This is a genomic window from Photobacterium damselae subsp. damselae, from assembly GCF_038086725.1.
Classification (GTDB): Bacteria; Pseudomonadota; Gammaproteobacteria; order Enterobacterales; family Vibrionaceae; genus Photobacterium; species Photobacterium damselae.
This window is the reverse complement of the sequence record NZ_CP146970.1, coordinates 1,235,483-1,253,709: the sequence shown is the minus strand read 5'-3', so window position 1 is coordinate 1,253,709 and position 18,227 is coordinate 1,235,483. Positions and strand designations below refer to the sequence as shown.

The following is an 18,227-nucleotide window of genomic DNA, read 5'->3' as shown; positions in this document are numbered from 1 at the left end:
GAGGCTTCAAGATGTGAGATTACTTGGGGATAGTTATTTGACCATCAGAGTCATGTGCTATTACGCTGATTTAAATACTAACGCCTTCAGACCACCTTCTGGATCAATATCCTTAAACTCAGGAGGATTATCAAGACGCTCAATAAACTGTAAGCTTGGGGCTTCTTGAGCCATGCCATCAATTAAAAACTGAGATGAAATAGATGGGTCATTCACACACGCCAAAACAGTTCCCTTCTCAGTCAGTAATTCAGGCAAACGGCGGAGAATTTTTTGATAATCTTTCGTAAGTGCAAAACTGCCCTTTTGGAATGATGGTGGATCGATAATGATCAAGTCATAAGGCCCCAATTTACGCACCTTACCCCAAGATTTAAACAACTCATGACCTAAAAAAGAGACCTTCTTTAAGTCGTGTTGGTTTAAATGATGATTATCACGACCTCGGCTTAATGCCGACTTTGCCATATCTAGATTCACCACATGCTCGGCACCACCCGCAATCGCAGCAACCGAAAAGCCACAAGTATAGGCAAACAAATTGAGTACACGTTTACCATTGGCTTGTTCACGAACCCAATCACGACCATAACGCATATCCAAAAACAGGCCGTTATTCTGATTACGTCCTAGATCGAGTTTATAGGTTAAACCACTTTCGATTACATCTTGATATTCACGCAGATCACCCCAAATCACTTCTAGCGGTGAACCTTGACGGTCTCGATGTTGCAGTAGTAAAGAGGTTGCGCCACTTTGCTGCCATTGTGGTTGTGATACTAGATTTTCAAGCATCGCATAAAGGCCTTGCAGAAACTCAGGTTCAGGCTCTTTAAATAATGACACCAAAACTTGACCTTGTAAGTAGTCAACGGTGATTTGCTCTAACCCCTGCCAACAACGACCACGGCCATGAAAGAGACGACGAACCTCTGATGGTGGTGTTGCTAAGGATGATAATAAATGAGCTTCTAAGCTAGGTAGAGCACTGGTTTCCATATTTTTATTCAACTTTTACTAAACTGGATAGAAATTTTAACCTAAATCGCGACTGACAGAAAATAGGCAATATTGATATACCTAAGTAACCTTAGGAGACTTTAGATAGCAAATGCTTTAACTATTAAGCGACAAGTTTTAATTCGGGTTCATTTTTGCGGGAATCAGCAAGGAGGACGTATTCAGCGGTAATACGGATTTGGCGGCGGCGTTTAAGATGAGATTTTATTTTCAGTCGATTACGTCGATGTGATGCCAGTCCCCAAAATCGAGTTACACTCTTTTTCTTCTTTAATCGCATACGAAATGCAGCACTACGGGTATGGCGCATGGTAATCCTCATCTAGGGTGAAATCCTAGGCGGCTAGTATACGCAACTCTTGATATAGATGCGAATCGATCCGCAAACAATCGATTTTTTTGCCCGAATTATCAGCAATTCAGGCAAATTTATGCATATATATCCCAATAATCACAGAAGGCAGCACAAAAGGTAGAAGGTAGATTGCAATCACAGATTCAATTCAAATAGGAACAAATCTATTTAGAACCTATTTTAGGCCAATCTAATAGCCAAGGTTGTTGCCATTGTTCCAGACCTGCCACCGTATCAGGCTCTTGCCATAATTGACCAAAAGTTGGCGCACAAAGGAAACGATACTGCTCACCTTGATAAGGAAAACTCAACGCATACGCATGAAGATAGCCACGATCTGCCGCCTCATTACCGTAAATATCATCGCCAGTAATGCCAGACCCCACACTTTTAAGCGCAACACGGATCTGATGCGTTTTTCCTGTATGCGGTTTACAAAGAAACAGTCGACGCCCATTACCTGCTGCGGTAGAAAAAAATTGTGTAATCGCTGGATTGTGTTTACTGCTTTCTAATTTCCAGCTACTGCGGCGAGAACGGGTCATATCACCAATAACAACACCTTGTTTTTTCTTAGGCTTTTTAGAACCGATCGCCACATAGAATTTTTCAACCACACGGTTAGCAAAATTGCCTGAAAGTTCAGCCGCCGCCTCTTTATTTCGTCCAAGTAACAATAGTCCTGATGTCATTTTATCCAAACGATGGATCAAATAGAGTTTCTCATCACCGGTTTGTGCCGCAACCGCCGCCAACAGAGGTTGGTCATTATCGTCTTTATGAACACTCACTCCTGGATGTTTATGGATAAGAATAAAGTCAGGATGTTCATGGACTAAAGTAAACATGGGCTTTCTCAATGTGATAAAACTAACTCGCACCAACAAACTCGACCTATCAATGGCGCAAGTTAGTATAAGAATACAGGAGGCGGAGTATATACTCCCTTAAGCGGAAAATAAAAAATAAGGTCATCAGATAATGACCTTATTATTTAATTAGGCAAAAAAGACCCACAACATCAATAATGGGCAGACGACCCGAACATACCATGGCCAGATTTTCCAAAATAGGCTGTGTTCTAGGTCTGGGTAACCGGATTTAATCTCTTGCAAAACTTGGTCGCGTTTCCAGACCCATCCTACAAGCAGAGCAAACAGCATCCCTAGAATCGGTTGTGCGTATTCCGTAGTCAGCGCAATAACCAAACCAAACAAGTCACCAAAATTAAACACAATAATCGCGGAGAATAAGGTAATTAAACCGCCTATCCACCATACTGCAATATGACGGTCTTGTTTAAGCTCCTCTGTGGCACAAGAAACAGGGACTTCAAGCATAGAAATTGATGATGTTAGCGCCGCAATAACCATTAAGACAAAAAATAATATACCAACAATAAAACCGACTGTACCCATGGTATCGAACATTGCCGGCAGCACGCTAAAAACCAATGTATCGGAACTTAATAATTCACCGGCATCATTGTAGATTTCGACACCATTATTTGATGCAACAAACATCGCGGGCAAAATAAGAAGTCCAGCCACAAAGGCAACCGATGTATCTAACAAAGCAACTTGGGCGGCAGTTTTTGGCAGATTCACCTCTTTTTTCAGATAAGAGCCATACACCATCATAGAACAAACACCTAATGACAATGAGAAAAATGCCTGTCCCATCGCACTCACTACCAGATCGGAACTAAAGTGAGACATATCGGGAACCAGATACATCTTAAGCCCTTCCATTGCGCCATGTTGAGTAAATATATACCCAACCAACAGCAAAAATAAGACAAACAGCACAGGCATTAAACGAGTCGACCAACGTTCAATGCCATCAGCAACACCATTTCGTACAACTAAAATAGTCAGCAACATAAAAAGTATCATCAACACTAAATTACGAGATGTACTGAAGTTCTCTAGCCAATCACCGACACTGGTGAACCCAACATAATTGGCTATTGGCCCCACAAGATACCCAAATAACCATCCAGCAACGATGGCGTAGAAACTAAGAATCATGGATACCGCAACCATCCCAGCAATACCGAGAACAGCAGCAATCACAGGTTGTTTAGGCCAGATAGCTCGAATGGACTTAATCGGATTGGCGTGACCATAACGGCCAATAGTGAGCTCTGCGACTAATAAAGGGTAAGCCAGAGCAAAAACCATCACTAAATAAACTAAGAGAAATACAGCTCCACCATTACTGGCTGCTTGAGTTGGAAACCCCCAAATATTACCTAACCCAACTGCGGAACCTGCAGCGGCTAAGATAAATCCTAGACGGGAGCTAAATTGAGCACGAGATTGTCCTGCCATAACGTTACGCTTCCTTGTCGTTCGTTATTGTTAATGTAAAGATTTAATTACAATTGTGACAGAAAGAATTCAACATGATGTGATAGCCAAAGATTGCAATAAAGAATAAACTTTGCTGCTACATTGTAAAACATTATAATAACAACCATTTTTTAACCTTTTGTCAACAAAAACCATTGCCATCTAGACTCTACGTTTAAACCATAAGTGATAGCCATAATTAAGGCGGCTTAATTTTCATAAACTATCAATTAATACTGACTTAGGTCGTGATTTCTTATCCTAATAAGCAATATTTAGATTCCTTTTTAGAAAAAAACACTATAGTAAAACCGTGAATAACAAGCTGAATATTAGAGAAAAGTAGATAAACCTTAGGCTTGTTCACAATTTTACATACTCATGTAAACAAAAGAGAACGACCGCCCCATCTCACTCACTAAATACGTTATGATTCTTTTTTGTTAACGTTTTTTATATATTTTTAAACTCTATTTAGTTAAGTCAAATACATGGAACAATTTTATCAAATACTCGCTTGGCTTGGCGTTTTCCTCTATTGGCTCATCATTGCTGGTGTAACTGTACGTGTAATTTTTAAACGTCGTGCAGTTGGTGTCGCTCTAGCATGGCTAATGATCATTTACATCATCCCAATTGGTGGTGTCTTCGCTTACATTTTATTTGGTGAGCTCAACCTTGGCAGTAAACGAGCAGAGCGTGCCAAAGAAATGCTCGACCCTTTTGCCGAATGGTTCCAGCGTCTCAATGATTGTCCAGGCCACCAGCCTCAGAACATGAGTAGTAACGCACGCCCCATTTCTGATCTGTGTGAAAACCGTTTGGGTATTCCAGGCTTAACGGAAAACTCTCTATCATTGCAAAACTCACCGCAGACCATATTGCGCTCTATTATTGATGATATTAATCATGCTGAGCATGCAATTCACATGGAGTTTTACATCTGGAATCCAGGAGGCATGGCAGATGAAGTTGCAGTTGCTATGGTTCAAGCAGCCAAACGTGGCGTCAAAGTAAAACTGCTACTTGATTCTGCCGGTAGTATGCGATTTTTCCGTTCTCACTGGCCAAAGCTGATGCGTAATTCAGGAATCGATGTGGTCGAAGCCTTAGCTGTTTCGCCATTTCGAATGTTCTTCCGACGCTTAGATTTGCGTTTGCATCGTAAAATTGTGGTTATCGATAATCTCGTTGCTTATACCGGTTCAATGAACTTGGTTGATCCTGCCTTTTTCAAACAAGATGCCGGGGTCGGTCAATGGGTCGATGTTATGGTTCGAATTACCGGGCCGACGGTACCTTTACTTAACTGTATTCAGTCTTGGGATTGGGAAGTAGAAACAGGGGAACGTCACCTCCCTCCTTTACCGGTTTGTGCAATACCACCTCAGATACCAAACCATGAAGTAGATACCGTTCAGGTTATTCCATCAGGTCCTGGTATGCCCGATGATATTATCCATCAAGTGCTACTACTGAGTATCTATCAAGCCAAAGAGAGTGTGGTTATTACCACGCCTTATTTTGTGCCAAGTGAACACCTGCTCCATGCATTAAAAGGTGCGGCGGAACGAGGAATTGCCGTTCATATCGTAATTCCTAATAAAAATGATTCCACTATGGTTGAATGGGCAAGTCGCTCTTTCTTTAATGAACTGCTTGACTCGGGGGTGAGAATCCACCGTTTCCATGGTGGTCTGCTCCATACTAAATCTGTAGTAATTGATGATACACACTGTCTGATCGGTACAGTAAACCTTGATATGCGCAGTTTATGGCTTAATTTTGAAGTCACTATGGCGGTTGATAATTTAGAGTTCACCAAACAGTTGAGTTGGTTACAGCAACAATATATTGCCGACTCAGAACAAATTGATCGTAAGGAATGGGAACGGCGTCCTATGACCCATAAACTTATCGAACAGTTTTTCTATATGTTCAGCCCTTTACTTTAAATAACTGAGCCAAATCATTCACCCTAAGCTATGCACAAAGTAGCTTAGGGTTTTTTCTATTCTTTTTTATTATATTCAGCAAATTATCATAATTCGCCTATCATTCTGTACAAATTAGACAAAAATTTGACATGTCAATTTTTTGAGCTAATTGTATATAAAGAAGCAGTAGCAAAGGATTGGTATAGATGAACATAGTCTCAGTCTGTATAGGCTTATTAACTATATGGTTTACTTCAACAATCTACGCTGATGCTCTGATACCATCTTTGGTCATTAAAGGCCAAACAGATAAACAAAATTTTATTGCTGTCGAACTCAATCCTGATGATATTACAGCCAATTTTCCGACTTATGAAATTACAACCAGATTACCCTGGGTAAATCACTTTGCAACCTTCTCCGGGGCAAGGTTGAAAGATATCTTAAACCATTACCGACTCTTTGGTCGTCAAATTCATTTAACGGCTCTCAACGACTATACCGTTACGATTCCCTATTTAGACATTTATCGCTACGACCCAATTATTGCTATTACCCAAAACCAAAAGCCATTAAAAATTCGAAATTATGGCCCTTATTGGTTAATTTACCCCATGTCTAAGTATCCAGAACTCAACACGCCAAAATATCACGCTCGTATGATATGGCAGATAAAAACGATACAGGTTGAAAAATAATGGGACATTTTGTCATAAATTTTAAGCGATTATTGTATGGCATAATTACTGTGTTAGTTTTTGCCATTTTTATCAGCGCAAATCATTTCAAACTTACTTCTGAAAATATATCTCGTCAGCAAAATGAAGCTATTTGGTACATTCTTGAACTAAATAAAGAGTACGGCGAGATTATTTATTTGCTCCAAAAATTAGAATTAAACCAAATAGACAGCCAACAAATCGCCCTGCAATATGAAGTTTTGTGGAGTCGATATAGTGCGATACTCAGTAACAGTAAAATTAATTACCATAATAATCTAGCAGCTTTACTTCATGAATTAGAGCACCATTTTAGCTTTCTACAAAGTGTCGATTCACGGATCACACCAGATCATATTGATAACCCAACTCAATTGACACGTGCATTAAAAAATGATTTTGAGCGGCTACAAAAGACTTTTAGCCAAACGTTGCAACTGCATGATGGAACGATTGATAAACAATTAGATGAAATTAATGCTCTGCAAAGTCATTTTCAGGCACTGCTTGTGATTACTTTTATGCTGTGTTTATTTGTCATTGTTTTACTCTATTACGAGAGTCTCTATCATCATAAATTAGCAATGCAAGACGCATTAACCGAAATCAATAACCGGTTATGGCTCAATCAGCAATTGACAACCATGACAAAGAAAAAGCAACCGTTTCGATTTTATTTAATTGACCTTGATGGCTTTAAAAAAATTAATGATTCGTTAGGGCATCAAGTCGGCGATATCGTATTGAAAACGGTTGCTAAACGATTACAACAATTAGTAAATAAGCATTGTTTTGTTGCCAGAATGGGTGGCGATGAGTTTTGTCTTATTTCAACTCAATCAGATAATAATAAATACTTAAATCAACAGATTATTAACTGTATAAGTAAACCTGTCCAATATCAGCACGGGTTTTGTCATATTGCAGGAAGTGTTGGTGTTAGTGATTATCCGCAGCAAAGCAATACAATTTATGACTTATTGCAACAAGCAGATTTTGCGATGTATGAAGCAAAGCAAAAGGGGAAAAATAATATCTTTTTTGCAACAGAGCAGAATGGCCAAACAAAAAATATCTCGTCACCTCACAAAATGGAGCAGTAATTGCATTAATAAGAGATATATCAACTAAATCTTGTTATATCAGGTGACGATGTGAGTAGACAAATGGATATAGAGCAACGATTAGATCAGAAAAGAGCACAACTTAATCATATACTACAACAAATACGTTATGCCATTACCGATGAGCACACAGAAAAATTGGATGCATTGTATTCAGAGTTAGCTCATTACCAAGATCAGTTCGATTTGCTTTATGATGAATTACTTCAAATAAAAAAGCGATACTAATCAACAGTATCGCTTTAATTTTCTTTACCTATCTACCCAAGTCATTTCAATATGCAAAATGACTTAAGTATTAATGGATTTCATTAGGTAAAGTCGTCTTACATTGCTGCCATGAAGATTTCACAGATCTCTTCATGTGTTGCTTGTTTAGGGTTAGTAAAACCACAAGCATCTTTTAGAGCGTTATCAGCAAGAATTGCTACATCTTCTGCTTTTGCGCCCAATTCTTTAATACCTGCTGGGATACCGACATCTTTTGCAAGAGTAACAATCGCTTCAATCGCAGCTTCAGCACCCTGCTCTGCTGTCATACCTTCGACATTTACGCCCATCGCTTTTGCCACATCACGTAGTCGATCAGCGCTAACTTGTGCGTTATAACGTTGAACATGTGGCAATAAAATAGCGTTACATACGCCATGAGGTAAATCATAGAAGCCACCTAGTTGGTGTGCCATTGCGTGTACATAACCTAATGATGCGTTGTTAAATGCCATACCAGCCATAAACTGAGCATAGGCCATTTGTTCACGAGCATGCAGGTTTTGACCATCTTTAACGGCTGTACGAAGATTCTCTTGAATTAACTCAATGGCTTTAATAGCAACAGCATCTGTTACTGGTGTAGCAGCAATAGATACGTACGCTTCGATAGCGTGAGTCAGTGCGTCCATACCTGTTGCAGCAGTTAATGAAGCAGGCTTAGCCAACATAAGCTTAGGATCGTTAACAGACATAAGTGGCGTAGTGTGTTTATCTACAATCGCCATCTTAATGTGACGCGCTTCGTCTGTAATAATGCAAAAACGAGTCATTTCAGATGCAGTACCCGCAGTTGTATTAATCGCAATCAGTGGCATCTGAGGTTTTTCAGAACGGTCAACACCTTCGTAGTCAGCAATTTGACCACCATTAGCCGCAACCAGTGCAATACCTTTTGCACAGTCGTGTGGAGAACCGCCACCTAGAGAGATAACAAAATCACATTGGTTGTCTTTCAGTAGCGCAAGACCTGCTTCTACATTGCCAATAGTTGGGTTTGGTTGTGTACCATCAAAAACAACAGATTCAACGCCACGCTCAGCCAAAAGATCAGCAACTTGCTTCACCATACCAATTTGACTAAGAATTTTATCAGTAACGATTAAGGCTTTCTTAAAACCGTGTGCTTTAATAGCATCAGCTGCATCCGTTAAACAATCGGCACCCATGTAGTTTACTGTAGGGATAAAAAATGCACTAGCCATAATATATTTCCTTATTTTTCAAAAACTCATTACCTAAACTTTCTAAACCTTAGCGATAAGAGGCGATAAAGAGCAGAGGTTAATGGGTTTTCTTTTTTTGTAATTATTCCAAACGCACATAGTTGTACCACCAAGTGAATGTGCATCAAATTGATCTCAAACAAGTTATGAAAAAAGATTGACGAATTTGAAATGGAAATATGAATTAGATCACTATTATTCATATTTTTTATTTATTATTGTTTCCCACCAGAAACATAGTGTTATTTACCAAGCAAAATTTGTTCATAAAACCATCTAATTTACCGTTTTTTACTGATATTAAAAAATGAGAAGCCTGTCGCATTATTGATTCAGCCGACTTAAGTTTTTTTATTTCATGCCGTGAATTAAGTTATCGCTCATCACATAACAAGCACTGCTATGAAATTAAAAACACAAGCTTACGTCTTAGCCCTCATTACATTAGTGGGCTTTTTAGCACTCACGGCTACTGGATTATGGACGCTTCGCGTAGCCAGTAATTTAGATAATAAGTCGCGCGTTACTGAGATTTTCACCTCGACCTATAACATGCTGACCGAAATTGAAAAAATGGTTCAGGATGGCGTATTACCAGAAACAACGGCCAAAGAAATGGCAACTCGTATGCTGCGTAATAACATCTATAAAGATAATGAATATGTTTATGTTGCTGACAATAATATGATTTTTATTGCGGCACCTCTTGACCCTCAACTTCATGGCACCAGTTTTAACGATTTTAAAACCAGTGATGGGGATAGCGTTGGTCAATTGATCCAACAGAAATTGGCAGGACGTACTGGTCAGTTAATTGAGTACACTTGGGATCAGCGCCAACCCGATGGCTCTGTAGAAGAGAAACTGTCTATTGCAGAAAAAACACCCGTTTGGGGTTGGGTTGTCGGTACAGGTATTGGGTTTAATGAAGTTAATGCCCGCTTCTGGTCAACAGCGCAGTTTCAGTTACTCCTATGTCTAGCCATTGCAGGCAGTATCCTTGCTCTCTTAATCTTCTCGGTACGTCGTATTATTGCTTTAGTTGGCGGTGAACCTGTCGAAGTTTGCGCCGCAGTTCAAGCGGTGGCAAATGGTGAAATTCAGACATATTTTGCTGAAAGTGCTCCACAAGGCAGCATTTACCATGCGGTGCAAAATATGAGTCTCTCTTTAGCACAATTGGTCAATAACCTAGAGCAGTCTATCTCTGGGCTGCGTAAAGAGTTGGCTGATGTTGAAACTTTCTCCGATGGCATTAATCAGCTCACCAATGAACAGCAGCAATCCACCTCTATGATAGCAACGGCGGTCACCGAAATGGTTTCATCTGCACAAAATGTCTCTGATTCAGCCAGCGACACAGCACGTTATACCGATGAAGCAGATAGCCAAAGTAAACAGACTCAACACACTCTTTATGCCACGGTTGAAAATGTTCAAGGCTTAGCAACTCAACTTGGTATGGCGAGTAAAGCCGTTGAAGATCTGGATCAAGATGTCAATAATATCGTCAAGATCTTAGATGTGATTGGTGGCATTGCAGAGCAAACAAATCTACTGGCTCTTAATGCGGCCATTGAAGCGGCTCGTGCGGGTGAACAAGGCCGTGGTTTTGCCGTGGTTGCCGATGAAGTTCGTAACCTGGCAGGTCGCACTAAAGATAGCACCATTGAAATTCAGCAGATGATCACTAATCTGCAAAATGGCTCTCGCAATGCAATTGAAACTATGGGAATGTGCGCAGAAACCAGTCGTAAAACCGAAGATGAATCCCAATCAGCGGCAGTGGCGTTAGAGCAGATAGTCATTGCACTTGAATCTATTTCAGCCATGAGTCAACAAATCGCAACGGCTGCTGCAGAGCAAACTCAAGTTAGTAATGATATTGCGCACCGTATCCATCTGATTGAAGATAATAGCAATCAGCTAAACCATGCGGTTAATGAGAGCAATAACAGTACTCAAAAGCTATCAACTCTAGCTAATGAACTGGAAACTTGGGCTCATAAATTTAAGGTCAAAAGCTAAATCATAAAAGACAAAAGCTTTAGATATTAAAAGGCCGCTAGATGATTGCTTATCTAGCGGCCTTTAAAATAATGGCTAATAACTAGTAATGACGATGGGCCAAATTAAACGATCTTAACTCCAGCTGGCATTAAACGTTCAGGTGTTAGCAGCACACTTTCGGATTCATCTTCTGTTTCAGCACACAGCAGCATACACTCAGAAGTCTCACCACGCATTTTCGCTTTTGCCAGATTACACAACACCACAACTTGTTTACCCATGAGTTCCTCTTCTGTGTAATAAGGAACAAGGCTTGTTACCGTTTGCAGTGTTTTTTCACCAACATCAATCTGCACAATATAAAGCTTATCTGCATTATCATGTCGTTTAACTTCAATGATTTTACCCACACGAATATCAAGTTTTGCAAAATCTGAATACGCTATAGTTTCCACAATAATCACCTTAGTAAAATTTTACTAAAAGGTTAAGCGTAGCGAATTAGAAACACAAGTGCGCCAGATCTCATTTCACACAACAAGTTTATGTCTTAATAGTGTGCCATGTCTTAGCTACATAGATTATGCGCATAGTGTGTTACTTAGACTCGTCTATCCCCCTTATTCCAGCTATTCAGACCATCATTCTGTTTACAGTTTATTATCAGCTTTGTTGCTAACTTCCAACACTGATCTCAAAGTTTTACTAAAAATTTGTTTCGCACATAGATTGGCGTTTACAATATCTGCTAACATTTTGAAATTATGAACTTTGCCAGTGGGAAATAGAACATGGCGACTTTAAAAGATATCGCTACAGAGGCTGGAGTATCATTGGCAACCGTATCTCGCGTGCTCAATGATGATCCAACCTTAAGTGTTAAAGAAGAGACTAAACACCGAATTTTTGAGATTGCAGAAAAGCTCGAATATCGAACCAGTAGTGCAAAAAAATCCCCCCTAGATAAAAAGATTAACCACCATTTTCTTGCTCTGTATAACTACAAACAAGAAGCGGAGGTCAATGATCCCTATTATCTTTCCATTCGCCACGGCGTTGAAACCCAATGTGATAAATTAGGTGTTACCTTAACCAATTGTTATAACAGCGAAATAGACGTCGACTTAAACAAAGTTACTGGCGTTCTTCTCGTTGGTCGCATGCACGGTTCCATCATCAAAAAAATACCTAAACGTCTTAGTGATCATATCTGTTATATCGATTTTACCGATAATAATAGTGGCTATGATTGTGTTGATATCGATCTTGTTCGAATCAGTAAACAGATCATCGATTTCTTTGTTGAACAAGGGTACGAACGTATCGGCTTTATCGGTGGACATGATGAACCTAATACACCCGATATCCGTGAAAATGCTTTTGTTGAATATGGTAACTTAAAAGGTGTGGTCTCAGAGCAAGATATCTATCGAGGAGATTTTTCTAGTCAGTCAGGCTACAACTTAGCAAAAGATATGCTGGAAAAAGGCAATTACCCAAAAGCTCTCTTTATTGCTTCTGACTCTATTGCCATTGGTGTTTTACGCGCCATTCATGAGTTCAAACTCACGATCCCTGATGATATTGCCTTGATCAGTGTAAACGATATTCCCACAGCACGTTTTACCTTCCCTCCTCTATCGACAGTGCGTATTCACTCAGAAATGATGGGAATCCAAGGTGTTAATCTATTAGTTGAAAAATATCGCGATGGTCGAGCACTGCCATTACAAGTCTTTGTACCGAGTAAACTCAAACTACGAGGAACAACTAAGTAGTTAATAAGTAAAGAATTTAAAAACTTTCCCTTATTTTATAAAGCACTGAAACTCTTCAGTGCTTTTTCTTTATTAATCCACAACGCTGAGTTTTATCTCCTACGTTTTTTTCACTTCAAATAGAATTCTACCACGATCACATCTTGAAATTGTTCCCCCGTTTAAAACGTGACCAAGTTAAAGTAAAACGTTTTCACTAGTTTATTTTAGTAAAAGTTTTACTAATATCTATCCTCAGATAACACATCAAGTTTTTATTCATAGTACGTCGGCACGGTGACACACCAATAAGCCGAGGGGAGAACAAACGTGAACAACTGGGAAAACTTCCTTCACCTACATGAGAACCGCATGGCACCACGTGCTTACTTTTTCTCATACGACTCAGTTCAGAGCGCAAAATCATTCCAACGCGAGCTCAGCAACCGTTTTATGCTCCTAAGCGGTCAATGGACTTTTAACTTTTTCACTAACCCTTTGTTAGTACCAGAAGAATTCTATTCACAAAAAATGACCGATTGGGGTCACATCACAGTGCCAAACATGTGGCAGATGGAAGGTCATGGCGATCTTCAGTACACAGATGAAGGCTTCCCTTTCCCAATCGATGTTCCTTTTGTTCCAACTGATAACCCAACAGGCGCATACCAACGTACCTTTACTTTAGGTGAGCAGTGGAACGACAAACAAACCATCATTAAATTTGATGGTGTTGAAACCTATTTTGAGCTGTATGTTAATGGTCAATACGTTGGCTTTAGCAAAGGCAGCCGCCTAACAGCAGAATTTGATATCTCAGCTTATGTTCAACAGGGTGAGAACCTACTTTCTGTTCGTGTTATGCAGTGGGCTGACTCAACCTATATTGAAGATCAGGACATGTGGTGGACTGCGGGTATCTTCCGTGATGTTTACCTAGTTGGTAAAGAAGCGGTTCACGTACAAGATTTCACTGTTCGTACAGATTTTGCTGACGATTACCAAAGTGCCACACTGTCTTGCTCTGTTGAACTTGAGAACCTAACCCATGCAGTAGCAACCGGTTATCAGTTAGAGTACAGCTTACAAGATAACGGCGTAGAAGTGGCTCAAGGTAGCTGTTCTATCGATGATATTGATGCTAACCGTCAAGTACAGTTTGCCATTGATATGAACAACCCACAGCAGTGGAATGCAGAAAATCCATATCTGTATCAGTTGTTTATCACTCTTAAAAATAGCCAAGGTCAAATCCTTGAAGTGATTCCACAACGTGTTGGTTTCCGTGATATTAAAGTTCGTGATGGCCTGTTCTACATCAATAACCAATACGTCATGCTACACGGTGTAAACCGCCACGATAACGATCATCTTAAAGGTCGTGCTGTGGGTATGGATCGCGTTGAAAAAGATCTGATTTTGATGAAGCAGCACAACATCAACTCAGTACGTACTGCGCACTACCCTAACGATCCTCGTTTCTATGAGTTATGTGATATTTATGGCCTGTTTGTCATGGCAGAGACTGACGTTGAGACTCATGGTTTTGCTAACGTTGGCGATCTAAGCCGTATTACGAACGACGCAGCGTGGGAAGCCGTATTTGTTGATCGTGCAGAGCGTCATGTTCACGCACAGAAGAACCACCCATCGATCATCATGTGGTCACTAGGTAACGAATCTGGCTATGGCTGTAATATCCGCTCTATGTATGCGGCAACCAAAGCTATTGATGACACACGCTTAGTTCACTATGAAGAAGACCGTGATGCAGAAGTCGTTGATGTTATCTCGACCATGTACTCACGCGCTCAATTAATGAATTACTTTGGCGAACACCCACACGAGAAGCCTCGTATTATCTGTGAATACGCCCATGCTATGGGTAACGGTCCTGGTGGTCTGACTGAGTATCAAAATGTGTTTTATGCACACGATCATATTCAAGGTCACTATGTATGGGAATGGTGTGACCACGGAATTCTAGCGCGTGATGAGAACGGCGAAGAGTTCTACAAATACGGTGGTGACTACGGCGACTATCCAAACAACTACAACTTCTGTATGGACGGCTTGATCTTCCCAGACCAAACACCTGGCCCTGGTCTAAAAGAATATAAGCAAGTAATTGCTCCAGTTAAGATCCGTGCAGTAGATGGCTCAAATAACCGTTTTACCATCGAAAACAAACTGTGGTTTAGCGATCTTAATGACTACACCATTACTGCTGATGTTCGTGCTGAAGGCGAAACGCTACGTACCGTACAGTTTAAAGTTGAAGACCTAGCGGCAAACTCAGCTCGTGAGATCACGTTAGCTCTACCAGAACTGGATGAGCGCGAGACTTTTGTAAACTTCACTGTTCGCAAAGACAGCCGCACTCTATACAGCGCAGCAAACCACGATATTGCGGTGTATCAGTTCCAGCTAAAAGAGAATACAGCAACAGCACCGGTATTTGTTAACCACAATGCAACCGAGCTTAACGTTGCAGAGAGTCGTCTTGATTACACCATCACAGGCCATAACTTTGCGCTCACTTTCTCTAAAGTAAACGGCAAATTGACGTCATGGTTAATCAATGGTGAAGAGCTTATTCAATCAGAACCACGATTGAACTTCTTCAAGCCAATGATTGATAACCATAAGCAAGAGTACGAAGGTCTGTGGCAGCCTGCTCACCTTCAGATCATGCAGGAGCACTTCCGTACCCTAAACGTTGAAACCTTAGATGGCAAAGTGGTTATCAATACCACCAGCATTATTGCCCCACCAGTGTTTGATTTTGGTATGCGCTGTCACTACTGCTACCAAATCAATGCTGAAGGTCAGTTAAATATCGAGCTTCGTGGTGAACGTTACGGCGATTATCCACATGTGATCCCAGTGATCGGATTGGATCTTGGCATCAATGGTGATTTTGACCAGGTGAAATACTACGGTCGAGGCCCAGAAGAGAACTACCAAGATAGCCAACAAGCCAACATGATCGACGTATACCAGACTAACGTTGCCGATATGTTTGTGAACTATCCGTTCCCGCAAAATAACGGTAACCGTCAGCATGTTCGTTGGGCAGCTCTTACTAACCGTCACGGTACGGGTTTATTGGTAAAACCTCAGCAAGATATCAACTTCAGTGCTTGGTTCTGCACCAATGAAAATCTTCATGCTGCACAGCACACTATCGAGCTAGAGAAGAGCGGTTACATCACGTTGAACCTTGATCACCAAGTGATGGGTCTGGGCTCAAACTCTTGGGGTAGTGAAGTGCTTGACTCATACCGAGTGTACATGGATACCTTCTGCTACGGCTTAACGTTAATGCCACTTCAAGCAGGTGATTGCAGTGCACAGGCAATGGCAGCTCATAACTTTGGCGATGCATTTTTTACTCAAGCATCAACTCAAACATCTGTAAACGAGGCGTAACCCCATGATCGTACTTGATAACTTAGAGCAATTTAAATCGGTATATCGCAACGGTCGTAAATGGAATCGCTGCGTAGAAGCTATCAATAACATCAGCAATATCAAAGATGGCGTCATGCACTCTATCGGCGATTCACTGGTGTACATGGTAGAAGATGGCACCGCAAAAGAGACAGAAAACTTTGTTGGTCACCGTCGTTACTTCGATGTTCATTACTACTTAGAAGGTCGTGAAACCGTTGAATTTGCGAAAAAAGATCAACTAACACTCACTCAAGCATACCGAGATGAAACTGACCGCGAATATCTACAAGGTCAAGGTGAAACTCGTGAATTGACTGAAGGCCAAGTCATTATTTTTGAAAACGATGAAGCCTACCGTTTTTGTGGCGATAACCGCGTTCGCAAAGTGGTGCTGAAAGTGACAATAGAAGACGGTTACTTCTTAAATAAATAACCACGTAAGACATTGCAATAAATAAAAAAGAAGGACTGCAGTTACGGCTGTAAGTCCTTCATAAAACCTACACCTACATATAACGTGACTCTTCGGAGAATAAAAAGATGTCTGATACCAAACGTAATACCATAGGCAAGTTCGGGCTACTCTCCCTAACTTTTGCCGCTGTATTTAGCTTTAACAATATCATCAACAATAACATTGAGATCGGCCTATCTTCGGCTCCAATGTTCTTCTTGGCGACCATTTTTTATTTTATTCCTTTCTGTTTGATTATTGCTGAATTTGTATCCCTAAATAAAGACTCTGAAGCCGGCGTTTATGCATGGGTAAAAAGTTCGTTAGGTGGTCGTTGGGCTTTCATTTCTGCCTATACTTACTGGTTTGTTAACCTCTTTTTCTTCACCTCATTGCTGCCACGCGTTATTGCTTATGCCTCATACGCCTTCTTAGGTTATGAGTACATCTTAACGCCATTTACAACCACAGCACTGAGTATGATCCTATTTGCTTTTGCTACGTACGTTTCAACTAACGGAGCAAAAATGTTAGGTCCAATCACCTCGGTGACATCATCACTGATGCTGCTTCTGACTATGTCATACATCTTGCTATCAGGTGCGGCACTACTAGGTGGTGTACAACCAGCAGACCCAATCACTGTTGATGCAATGATCCCTGAATTTAGCTGGGCATTCCTTGGCATTACAACCTGGATCTTTATGGCTGCAGGCGGTGCAGAATCGGTTGCCGTTTACGTAAACGACGTCAAAGGTGGCTCTAAGTCTTTCGTTAAAGTGATCATCGTAGCAGGTCTGTTTATCGGTGTGCTTTACTCAGTTGGCTCTGTACTTATCAACGTATTCGTATCAAGCAGCGAATTGAAGTTTACAGGTGGCTCTGTTCAAGTATTTGAAGGTCTAGCTCGTTACTTCGGTCTACCTGAAATTATGATGAACCGCTTTGTAGGTCTGGTTTCCTTCACAGCAATGTTCGGCTCTCTACTAATGTGGACAGCAACACCAGTTAAGATTTTCTTCTCTGAAATTCCAGCAGGCATCTTTGGTAAGAAGACAGTTGAACTTAACGAAAATGGCGTTCCAGCTCGCGCAGCATGGATTCAATACCTAATCGTTCTTCCTCTTATGGTTATCCCAGCTCTTGGTTCAAATACCGCACAAGATCTGATGAACACGGTTATCAATATGACTGCGGCAGCTTCTATGCTTCCACCGCTATTTATCATGCTGGCATACCTAAACTTACGAGTGAAACTAGACCATGTTGAGCGCGACTTTAAGATGGGCTCTCGTCGCACAGGTATCGTTGTTGTATCGATTCTGATTGCTATCTTCACGGTTGGCTTCCTAGCATCAACCTTCCCAACGGGTGCCGATATTATGACCATTGTGTTCTATAACGTTGGCGGCATCGTGATTTTCTTAGGCTTTGCTTGGTGGAAGTACGGTCAATATGAAAAAACACTTAATCATGAAGAGCGTCAACAAGAAGCACCACCAGCGGAGTTGCTAACCGAAAACGCATAATCCACTAACTTGCAGA

15 protein-coding genes are annotated in these 18,227 nt (G+C 40.7%); 9 read left to right on the top strand and 6 right to left on the bottom strand.

Annotated features, from left to right (window positions below; all coding sequences use genetic code 11):
* Positions 1-60 precede the first annotated feature (60 nt).
* The 4 genes from WAX86_RS05675 to WAX86_RS05660 form a co-directional block, all read right to left on the bottom strand.
* Entirely contained in the window at positions 61-999 is a 939-nt protein-coding gene (locus WAX86_RS05675; protein ID WP_005300023.1) for a class I SAM-dependent methyltransferase, read from the bottom strand.
* A gap of 124 nt (positions 1,000-1,123) precedes the next feature.
* Positions 1,124-1,330 carry a hypothetical protein gene (locus WAX86_RS05670; protein ID WP_080551731.1) on the bottom strand — a complete coding sequence of 69 codons (207 nt, stop codon included), beginning with the start codon at positions 1,328-1,330 and terminating at the stop codon, positions 1,124-1,126.
* 209 nt (positions 1,331-1,539) lie between these two features.
* Positions 1,540-2,223 carry a TIGR01621 family pseudouridine synthase gene (locus tag WAX86_RS05665; protein ID WP_065170304.1) on the bottom strand — a complete coding sequence of 228 codons (684 nt, stop codon included), beginning with the start codon at positions 2,221-2,223 and terminating at the stop codon, positions 1,540-1,542.
* 150 nt (positions 2,224-2,373) lie between these two features.
* A complete protein-coding gene (locus WAX86_RS05660) occupies positions 2,374-3,708 on the bottom strand; it encodes a sodium-dependent transporter (protein ID WP_341489250.1) in 1,335 nt (444 codons plus the stop codon).
* Between the two features lie 512 nt (positions 3,709-4,220).
* On the opposite strand from WAX86_RS05660, the gene cls reads away from it, so the two are divergent.
* The 4 genes from cls to WAX86_RS05640 all read left to right on the top strand — a co-directional run bounded on the left by cls (position 4,221) and on the right by WAX86_RS05640 (position 7,737).
* The gene (cls, locus tag WAX86_RS05655) at positions 4,221-5,684 is read left to right on the top strand and encodes a cardiolipin synthase (RefSeq protein ID WP_065170302.1); all 1,464 of its coding nucleotides are present in this window, start codon (positions 4,221-4,223) and stop codon (positions 5,682-5,684) included.
* 188 nt (positions 5,685-5,872) lie between these two features.
* Positions 5,873-6,364 (top strand): molybdopterin-dependent oxidoreductase, encoded by a 492-nt coding sequence (locus WAX86_RS05650; protein WP_237029348.1) that lies wholly within the window; start codon positions 5,873-5,875, stop codon positions 6,362-6,364.
* 50 nt (positions 6,365-6,414) lie between these two features.
* The gene (locus WAX86_RS05645) at positions 6,415-7,488 is read left to right on the top strand and encodes a GGDEF domain-containing protein (protein WP_341489249.1); all 1,074 of its coding nucleotides are present in this window, start codon (positions 6,415-6,417) and stop codon (positions 7,486-7,488) included.
* Between the two features lie 51 nt (positions 7,489-7,539).
* On the top strand, positions 7,540-7,737 hold the full coding sequence (locus WAX86_RS05640; protein ID WP_138222307.1) for a hypothetical protein: 198 nt from the start codon (positions 7,540-7,542) through the stop codon (positions 7,735-7,737).
* Positions 7,738-7,835: 98 nt separating this feature from the next.
* On the opposite strand, the gene yiaY is transcribed toward WAX86_RS05640, so the two are convergent.
* A complete protein-coding gene (gene yiaY, locus WAX86_RS05635; protein ID WP_068968012.1) occupies positions 7,836-8,984 on the bottom strand; it encodes an L-threonine dehydrogenase in 1,149 nt (382 codons plus the stop codon).
* A gap of 423 nt (positions 8,985-9,407) precedes the next feature.
* On the opposite strand from yiaY, the gene WAX86_RS05630 reads away from it, so the two are divergent.
* Positions 9,408-11,033, top strand: coding sequence for a methyl-accepting chemotaxis protein (locus WAX86_RS05630; RefSeq protein ID WP_044175285.1), 1,626 nt, complete (start codon positions 9,408-9,410; stop codon positions 11,031-11,033).
* A gap of 104 nt (positions 11,034-11,137) precedes the next feature.
* Here the strand turns inward: WAX86_RS05630 and WAX86_RS05625 are convergent, their stop codons facing one another.
* Complete coding sequence (locus WAX86_RS05625; RefSeq protein ID WP_005300034.1) at positions 11,138-11,470, bottom strand: tRNA-binding protein; 333 nt, start codon at positions 11,468-11,470, stop codon at positions 11,138-11,140.
* Positions 11,471-11,806: 336 nt separating this feature from the next.
* On the opposite strand from WAX86_RS05625, the gene ebgR reads away from it, so the two are divergent.
* From ebgR to WAX86_RS05605, 4 genes are all read left to right on the top strand, one after another.
* Positions 11,807-12,793 carry a transcriptional regulator EbgR gene (gene ebgR, locus WAX86_RS05620; protein ID WP_238070434.1) on the top strand — a complete coding sequence of 329 codons (987 nt, stop codon included), beginning with the start codon at positions 11,807-11,809 and terminating at the stop codon, positions 12,791-12,793.
* Positions 12,794-13,102: 309 nt separating this feature from the next.
* A complete protein-coding gene (ebgA, locus tag WAX86_RS05615) occupies positions 13,103-16,204 on the top strand; it encodes a beta-galactosidase subunit alpha (RefSeq protein WP_284668943.1) in 3,102 nt (1,033 codons plus the stop codon).
* Between the two features lie 4 nt (positions 16,205-16,208).
* Positions 16,209-16,661: a beta-galactosidase subunit beta gene (locus WAX86_RS05610; RefSeq protein ID WP_341489248.1), complete on the top strand. Its 453-nt coding sequence runs from the start codon at positions 16,209-16,211 to the stop codon at positions 16,659-16,661.
* A 107-nt stretch (positions 16,662-16,768) separates the two neighbouring features.
* Positions 16,769-18,211: an amino acid permease gene (locus WAX86_RS05605; RefSeq protein WP_065170293.1), complete on the top strand. Its 1,443-nt coding sequence runs from the start codon at positions 16,769-16,771 to the stop codon at positions 18,209-18,211.
* Positions 18,212-18,227 lie beyond the last annotated feature (16 nt).